This window comes from Salinimicrobium profundisediminis, from assembly GCF_026241755.1.
Taxonomy (GTDB): Bacteria; Bacteroidota; Bacteroidia; order Flavobacteriales; family Flavobacteriaceae; genus Salinimicrobium; species Salinimicrobium profundisediminis.
Genome location: NZ_JAPJDA010000057.1, coordinates 1 through 270 on the forward strand (window position 1 = coordinate 1; position 270 = coordinate 270).

Below are 270 nucleotides of genomic sequence, written 5' to 3' on the forward strand. Positions count from 1 at the left end.
GTCATAACTTGAAGTACATTGGTTGCTTCTGCTGCAATCAAATTCGAGAAGATTCCACGTCCGATGTGAGTAGACCACTTAGCGCTACTTAATTCCAATCCATATGTTCTAAGTAAAGGGTCTTAGACTCTAACAATAAAGTTAAGAATCTATTTTTCAATTTTCTAAACTCCCGTTGATAAGTGAATTTCTCCATTGCTTTTCCATCTCTGTTGGAGAAGAGCGCGTTGCTACCATCGGTAGGTTTATATTTTTCAATATGCGTCTTAT

General features: G+C 37.0%; 1 protein-coding gene. It reads right to left on the reverse strand.

What is annotated here, in order from left to right:
- Nucleotides 1-88: 88 nt before the first annotated feature.
- A partial coding sequence (locus OQ279_RS18275; RefSeq protein ID WP_266071303.1) for a hypothetical protein occupies nucleotides 89-270 on the reverse strand: 182 nt, incomplete at its 5' end.